8 protein-coding genes, 2 tRNA genes and 1 pseudogene are annotated in these 7,213 nt (G+C 46.8%); 4 read left to right on the top strand and 7 right to left on the bottom strand.

The window, feature by feature from the left end; genetic code table 11:
• Positions 1-95: 95 nt before the first annotated feature.
• The 4 genes from RT018_RS14930 to RT018_RS14915 all read right to left on the bottom strand — a co-directional run bounded on the left by RT018_RS14930 (position 96) and on the right by RT018_RS14915 (position 3,630).
• A tRNA-Pro gene (locus RT018_RS14930) sits at positions 96-171 on the bottom strand.
• A 273-nt stretch (positions 172-444) separates the two neighbouring features.
• Positions 445-1,080: a Vat family streptogramin A O-acetyltransferase gene (locus tag RT018_RS14925; RefSeq protein ID WP_312943118.1), complete on the bottom strand. Its 636-nt coding sequence runs from the start codon at positions 1,078-1,080 to the stop codon at positions 445-447.
• Positions 1,081-1,405: 325 nt separating this feature from the next.
• Positions 1,406-2,209 (bottom strand): class I SAM-dependent methyltransferase, encoded by an 804-nt coding sequence (locus tag RT018_RS14920; RefSeq protein WP_312943117.1) that lies wholly within the window; start codon positions 2,207-2,209, stop codon positions 1,406-1,408.
• 998 nt (positions 2,210-3,207) lie between these two features.
• A complete protein-coding gene (locus RT018_RS14915; protein ID WP_312943116.1) occupies positions 3,208-3,630 on the bottom strand; it encodes a hypothetical protein in 423 nt (140 codons plus the stop codon).
• Between the two features lie 187 nt (positions 3,631-3,817).
• Between RT018_RS14915 and RT018_RS15890 the strand changes: the two are divergent.
• Positions 3,818-4,036, top strand: a pseudogene (locus RT018_RS15890) (tyrosine-type recombinase/integrase); the annotation flags it as partial.
• Positions 4,037-4,225: 189 nt separating this feature from the next.
• Here the strand turns inward: RT018_RS15890 and RT018_RS14910 are convergent.
• Positions 4,226-4,302, bottom strand: a tRNA-Arg gene (locus tag RT018_RS14910).
• 195 nt (positions 4,303-4,497) lie between these two features.
• Between RT018_RS14910 and RT018_RS14905 the strand changes: the two genes are divergently transcribed.
• The 3 genes from RT018_RS14905 to RT018_RS14895 all read left to right on the top strand — a co-directional run bounded on the left by RT018_RS14905 (position 4,498) and on the right by RT018_RS14895 (position 6,478).
• Complete coding sequence (locus tag RT018_RS14905) at positions 4,498-5,127, top strand: redox-sensing transcriptional repressor Rex (RefSeq protein ID WP_312943115.1); 630 nt, start codon at positions 4,498-4,500, stop codon at positions 5,125-5,127.
• 28 nt (positions 5,128-5,155) lie between these two features.
• Positions 5,156-6,223 (top strand): S-layer homology domain-containing protein, encoded by a 1,068-nt coding sequence (locus RT018_RS14900; RefSeq protein ID WP_312943114.1) that lies wholly within the window; start codon positions 5,156-5,158, stop codon positions 6,221-6,223.
• Positions 6,224-6,298: 75 nt separating this feature from the next.
• Complete coding sequence (locus tag RT018_RS14895; RefSeq protein WP_312943113.1) at positions 6,299-6,478, top strand: hypothetical protein; 180 nt, start codon at positions 6,299-6,301, stop codon at positions 6,476-6,478.
• Positions 6,479-6,545: 67 nt separating this feature from the next.
• Here the strand turns inward: RT018_RS14895 and RT018_RS14890 are convergent, their stop codons facing one another.
• Both RT018_RS14890 and RT018_RS14885 read right to left on the bottom strand, forming a co-directional pair.
• Complete coding sequence (locus RT018_RS14890) at positions 6,546-6,734, bottom strand: hypothetical protein (protein WP_312943112.1); 189 nt, start codon at positions 6,732-6,734, stop codon at positions 6,546-6,548.
• Positions 6,735-6,795: 61 nt separating this feature from the next.
• A partial coding sequence (locus RT018_RS14885; RefSeq protein ID WP_312943111.1) for a DUF711 family protein occupies positions 6,796-7,213 on the bottom strand: 418 nt, incomplete at its 5' end.

Genomic DNA, 7,213 nt, shown 5'->3' with positions numbered 1-7,213 from the left:
ATAATCAAAGAAAAGAGCATTTTAAGAGTACAAAACGAAGAAAGGCAAACATTTTAATGCAAAAACCTCCAAAATCAACTGATTTCAGAGGTTTTTGGTCCGAGTGACAGGGTTCGAACCTGCGGCCTGATGGTCCCAAACCACCCGCGCTACCAACTGCGCCACACCCGGATATTTACTTTTTGGGTCTCTGGAAATTTCACTGTCTGTGGTCTAATACAATTTGGGGGTGCTTTTCAATGGGCCGTACTCTCAATCACCCACGCTATCGACGGCCCTGCCCAAATCTTGCTCTTATATATTTATACCACAGACGTGAAACATCTTCTGTACCATAAAATTGCTGCCAATTTGTGATTATACCAGCAACGCGGGGAAAGTTCAAGAAAAATTAAACGCGTGGCTCTCCTGTCCTGTATTTATTTTGAATTCGCAGGTTTTAGCTCAGACAATTTTTTTAATTTTATCCAAATTCCCGCTGCACAGAGCCTCTAAATTATCAAAAATTTTCTTAGGCTCCCAGTTCCACCATTCTAGATGCAACAAATAACCTATCAGCTCGTCATCAAAGCGCTTGCGCAGAATTTTGCAGGGATTCCCTCCGACAACGGTATAGGGCGGAACATCTCTTGTGACCACTGAGTTTGCCGCAATAATTGCTCCGTCTTCAATGTGTACACCAGGCATCACGGTGACATTTTGCCCAATCCACACATCGTTTCCCACTACGGTATCCCCTTTTAAGGGCAGATCTTCCAGAGCCGGCGTCGCCTTTTCCCAACCACCGCCCATGATGTTGAAGGGATAAGTGGTGACGCTGCACATACGATGATTTGCACCGTTCATCACAAATTCAATACCTTTGGCAATGGCACAAAATTTTCCAATAATCAACCGATCGCCCAAAAACTCATAGTGATGAGTGACGTGACTTTCAAACTGCTCTGGCCCGGTATTGTCATCATAGTAGGTGTATTCTCCCACCAGAATGCTTGGACGGGTGACTACATTTTTAATAAAGCAAACGCTTTTAATGGCCTCGTTAGGGTAAACTGCGTTGGGATTAGGTCCGTATTGCATTTCAAACCACCGCTTTCATTCGTTTCTCCAGCATAGACACTACGCTTCCATTTGCCACGCGGCTGACAATGCACACCATTTTCCTGTATGTGTTTGGCCTCTTTATAATACCACATTTGCACCCCCAAGTAAAGGCATGACTTACCTTTATGCAAACGTATATATTCAAGTGAACAACATGTATCCGAACCCATCCCCAAGGAGGATAAAGTTCAGATTATCAAAATTTGTGTCATTCGGTAAAATAGATGCACTTATAATTTACCTGCCCCGTATAGATATAACAACATTTTTCATACACTCCATGCTGCACAATATCCGAAGTCTATCGATTAAGAACTGTAGCTTTCAAGCTAAACGACATTGGATATTTGTTTGTATTATATTCATAACAATATAAACCTTTGTCTTCGATGTGCTCCATATCTCCGGAATCACAGAAGTATTCGGTAAATTCATTTAAGTATTCAATATGCAATCCCGCCGATGTTAGTGCATTAACGATATCAGATAGCGTGTGCATCCAAAAATATGCTTTCACTCCCCGCTTTACTTCGGAGGCATATCCACCGATAGAATCATCAATATCCGGTTTCTTCCCAAAATAGGGGTATTTAATTTTATATTCCTCCTTGCTCAGCTTACTTTCATCCATGGAGAGAAAAAATGGATGCGAATCGAACACATATAAAAAGCCGTTGTCTTTCAATAGATTGCGTATTGTTTTTGCCCAAACATTCAAATCTGGCAGCCATCCCAATACGCCTTCCGAAGTAAAGACTATATCATACTTCCTATTATGTACGTGAGACAGTTCCATAATGTCCGATTCAATAAAATTCACATTTGAAATTTGCAAATCGTCAGCTAGCTTTCTAGCATAAAAAATATTATCAGGCACCAAGTCAACTCCTGTGACGTTTCCGGCTCCCATTTTTGACAAGATGATCGTATCGGCTCCTGTATTACATTGCAAATGTATGATTTCTTTGTTGGAGATATTTCCCAACTCGTTTTGTATATAATAGTTTAATTTAGGCATACCCTTTTCAAATGCAGATTTGAAGGTATTATAATGATCTTCTGAAATTTTGCTCCAAGCTTTCTTGTTTGATTCTATTTCTTTCACCCTGCGTATCCTCCTATTATTTATTAAAATTATGCAGGTGCGCTAAAGAAACTTCTAAAACACTTCATTAAGTATAACACAAAAAATCAGGCTAAACAGAGATATAATCCTACATCTCTGTTTAGCCTGATAATCTTGCGAGCCACGTCAAATCTGGATATCATCCTATTTTCAGTTGGTGATTTGAACTATCACTCCTTCAAATGATAGCACCAAAATAACTATGATTCTTCAAGAGATGCTTATTCGTTTGTAGGACTACGGTATGCTTTGCATTGTTTCTATCTACAAAAAAGACGTACTGCCTCAACCTACTTTCCCGTTAGATGAGGAAGTGATTACCGTTGCGTTGGAAAAATCCCGGTTGCCAGGAATACTCTCCGAATCAGAAACCACTTCTTCGGTTGAAGGACAAAAAATACATATTGTGCGCAGCCCAACTATAACTTATTCAGATAAAACCAACGAGACCCTTTCTAATGGGTTGCCATCCCTATTTGTTAGATAAAGTGTTAGATGAATATAGCACGAACAAGCTGATGTCGCATAAAAAGTTATGAAAAAGCTCCAAATCCTTCGATTTGGAGCCGTTCCAATGATTCGAGTGGTGGGAGTCGGACTACGCGAATTATCGGCTTTAAAGTAATTTTTGTTGGCATTTCAATCATTTCAAAGCATTTTATTAGCTGCGTATAACCGAAAAATACATCAAAAAATTAAAAGGTGTGTGCCAACATGCGTACTCATCAAGAACCAGTCGGTTTTTACGGGAAAGCCTCTTATCCTTTTGTTCCATCTTTAGCCGAAAGCTGCTTAAAAACAACCCTTGCATCCTCTACCTGATTCACGGTCTATGCGGCTTCACGCCTTCCATCCCCTCCGTGCGCTCGTCTATGGCTTTGCAGATGAAATCGTCAGGGCCCTCTCCTTCTGCGACAGATAGTGCAGAAATTCCCCATAGCCTGCCAAGGGTAAGTTCCAATGCAAATCCACAGCCCTTATTTCTGCGCGGTATCCGATCTTCCTTGTGAGAAGAGTTTGACATCTTCAACAATAATATCGGTATACTCAACGCTGCTAAAATTGTATTTATCTCCTAACAGTTTCCCACGGACCTGCGAATCAAAATTCATGTGTATATCAGCAGGTACCCAAAGACGGGAATTTGCATCCCTGAGAGCGGAGTGTACAATTGCATTACGTCTGGTTTTTTCGAATACTTCCGGTGGAACATAGTTGTTGGATGTGGGCAGAAAGGTAACATTTTGAAATAGCATAGCCTTCGGTTTCCCTTTATAGTTAACAATTTGTAGCAAGCCTTTTTCAACATCTGTATTATCGTGGAATATGGACTTCCCATAATACTCATTTGTCTTACCATCATAGATATCTATATGAGAAATTTCAACTCTGTCAAACATGTACTATCTACTCCTTTCATATCCATTGTATTCTATATGCAGTTGTTTGGCATCCAGCGCAAACCCAAAAAGCCGACCGAGGATTAACTCCTCAGGCGGCTGTAGACACCAGTAATCCAACTCCCTGCCTCTTTGCGGTTCTAACCGTGCTTAAGCCGGGGGAACTTCGCGGACTAGACCTTACGTTTTCTGCGCACGCTACGGTGGTCCTATGAAGCATGACCACTTTTACCCATGCTGGAAGCGGTATTGCATCGCAAACGAAATCGAGCCGGTATCGCTTTATGAACTGCGCCACACTTACGCCACGCGTCATTTTGAGCGTGGGTTGAAAATGACAGAGGCTCAATGCCTTCTTGGACACGAATCCCTGGATATCACCATGAAAATTTATGTTCATTACTGAGACAATCCACGTTTAAGAAAGCCAGACCCGCAATGACATCCAAGTGAGCAAAGGTGTAGTCCTGTTTTGTACCACATTTTTTGATACAAAACGTGGTACAACTCGTTAAAATCAGGCTATTCCCGCCCGCCACCGCCATTGCTTTTAAATAAAAAACCCTTGAAACGCAATCGTTTCAAGGGTTTTTATTGGTACGCCCGGCTGGATTCGAACCAGTGGCCTTTAGAGTCGGAGTCTAACGCTCTATCCAACTGAGCTACGGGCGCATATTTTCGATTTGGAAACAACCAAACAGCAAAAATTAGTATAACAGTTAATTCTACAAAAGTAAAGACTAATTACAGAAAAAAATTTCACAAAAAGATTGTTAAAAAAATTGACATTATTCCTGTTTTAGTCTAAACTATAAGCTAGATATTTGAGAAATATTTAACGGATTTTGTCTAAGGAGGGGTATCCCTTTGAAAAAAGAAAATATCTCCGACGCCGTAATTCGGCGTCTTCCCCGATACTACCGCCAGCTCAACAGTTTGCACAACAGCGGCGTAGTGCGGATTTCCTCCCATTCTCTGGGGCAGGAAATGAACATTACCGCCTCTCAAATCAGACAGGACTTCAGTTGCTTCGGCGAATTTGGGCAGCAGGGCTACGGCTATAACGTAGAGGAGCTGCGGTCAGAAATCGGCCACATTCTAGGTGTGGACAAGAATCATCACCTTGTCATGATCGGCGCGGGCAATCTTGGCCATGCGCTTTTGCAAAACTTCCCCTTTTCTCAGACCGGCTTTACCGTGGACGCTGCTTTTGACGTGGACCCAAACCTTGTAGGAACAAGCATCAACGGCGTTCCCGTCCGCTCTATGAATGAGCTGGACGAGTTTATCCAGTCCCATCCGGTGGACGTGGTGTCACTGACCATTCCCCAACATGTGGCGCAGGAGGTGGCCGACCGGTTGATTGCGCTGGGCATTCGCGGCTTCTGGAATTTTACTAACACTGAGCTGTCCAGCATGGATCCAGTGGTGCAGTTTGAAAACATCCACTTCGCAGACAGCCTGCTGACGCTGAGTTACCGCATCGCAAATCGTTGAGCTGCTCTGGCGCGTGAAAGGAGTTCCTATGAAAAAACGGGCGCTGCTTCCCGCGCTCTTCTTGCTATTGTCGGCCATGGTTGGCTGGTACGCCGCTGCAGCAGGCGGCGGAGCCGACGATCCGCTTATCTCCCTCTCCTATTTGAACGGAACCTTTTCCGACACAGTGCGGAAGAAAGTTGATGCGTCGGGTTCTGGAACATCCGCTGGCCAAACCAACTGCGCAGCCGAGTGGACGGAAACCCGCCTGAAATCCGGCGACGTCCTCTCCGGCTCCACCGGCACCTTCGTGTTGCCGCTGGCCGGAGATATCGGTGTCACCTTTTCCTCCGGCGCAGTGGTGGACGCAACAGCCGGCACGGAGATTTCCTCCGGTTCCGCCCTTCTTCCCCGACACCGCTATCTGGTGGCGGAGAATACGTCCGCCGCTTTCTCGGTGACAGGGAAAACCGCTGTGCTATCCTATCAGGGACCCAACAGCCTTTCTTATTCTTCTGCCACGGACTACAACGCTATCGCATCTGCCCTGAAGGCAGTTCGCTTATTCCGGGGCAGCCTCACGGGTTTTGGCGAGGGCTTTGATCTGGAGGTATCTCCCACTCGGCTTCAGGCGCTGATTATGTTCATCCGCCTGCTGGGCGAGGAGGACGCGGCGCTGGCCTATACCGGCACTAACCCCTTCACCGACATCGAGGCCGGATCCGAACCTGCCAAATACGTGGGCTACGCCTATTCCAAAGGTTATTCCAACGGCTATACCAAAACCACCTTCCGTCCCGGGCAAAAAATAAATTCCTATCAATACGTGGAATTTGTCCTCCGGGCGCTAGGCCACAGCTCCACCGGCACCACAGATCTGACGGGGACGCTGGACCGGGCGGTGGACCGCGGTGTTTTGACCTCTGCCGAGCGAGCTATTCTGTCCAAGGGCCTCTTCCTGCGGGCAGACTTGGTGTATGTCTCCTGGTACGCATTGGACGCGGAGGTTTCCGGCACGGAGGGGACCTTGCGCCAGACTTTGCTGAGCCGGGGCATTTTCACCCCGGAGGAGCACGCCTTTGCCAAAGCAATGATTTCCTCTCCCCGTCTTTCGTAACACACAACGCAGGCTCGCATACTATGGATTGAGACTGATGCATGGTCGGTCTACGATTTCATAGGAGGTCCAATTATGTGTAATAACGGCTTCTTTGGCGGCGGAAATTGCTGCTGGATCATTATCCTCATCCTCCTGTTCTGCTTCTGCGGCAACAACAGCTGGGGCGGCAACAACTGCGGCTGCGGCTGCAACAACAACTGCGGTGGCTGCGGGAACAACTGCGGCGGCTGCAATCCTACTCCCTGCTGCTAATTTAGCAAAAACCCTTCATACTTGCCCCAACGCCCCCGCACCCTAAGGTGCGGGGGCGTTGGAGCCGTTATTTTCTAGATTCGCTGACACACCTTTGAATCTCTGTGCCAAAATAGAAGCTGATCACCACGGTAAAGACCGTCATAAATTCCCGCGCGTTGATATCTCCTCGAATCACCAGCAACGAAAAGGTTCCGGTGAGCAGGAACGTAACAATGCTCTTTACATCAATCAGCTTGATCAGTCTTTCTTTCACGGAGTATCCCTCCCCAGCCAGTGTATGCAGACCAGTGTCGGTGTGTAACGCAGGGGTATTTTCAGTTTTTCAGGCTGTGGAGCGGAGCGGGAATGCGTCCACCCCGGGCGATGAAGTCGGCGGCAGACTCCGTGTGAATTGGCATCACAGGCGCGCTGCCAAGCAATCCACCCATCTCCACGGTGTCTCCCACCTTTCCCCCCGGCACGGGCAGAATACGTACGGCGGTGGTTTTGCAGTTCACCATGCCGATAGCCGCCTCGTCTGCGATGATGGCAGAGATGGTGTCCGCGGATGTGTCGCCGGGAACGGCAATCATGTCGAGCCCCACGGAGCACACGCAGGTCATGGCCTCCAGTTTATCTATGGTCAGCGTTCCGGTGCGGGCGGCGGCGATCATCCCCTCGTCTTCACTGACGGGAATAAACGCGCCCGAAAGCCCACCCACGGAGGAAGAAGCCATCACGCCGCCCCTTTTC

Source organism: Oscillibacter sp., assembly GCF_032060045.1.
Taxonomy (GTDB): domain Bacteria; phylum Bacillota; class Clostridia; order Oscillospirales; family Oscillospiraceae; genus Oscillibacter.
The sequence above is the reverse complement of the archived record's forward strand: the minus strand, read 5'-3'. Positions and strand labels throughout refer to the sequence as shown.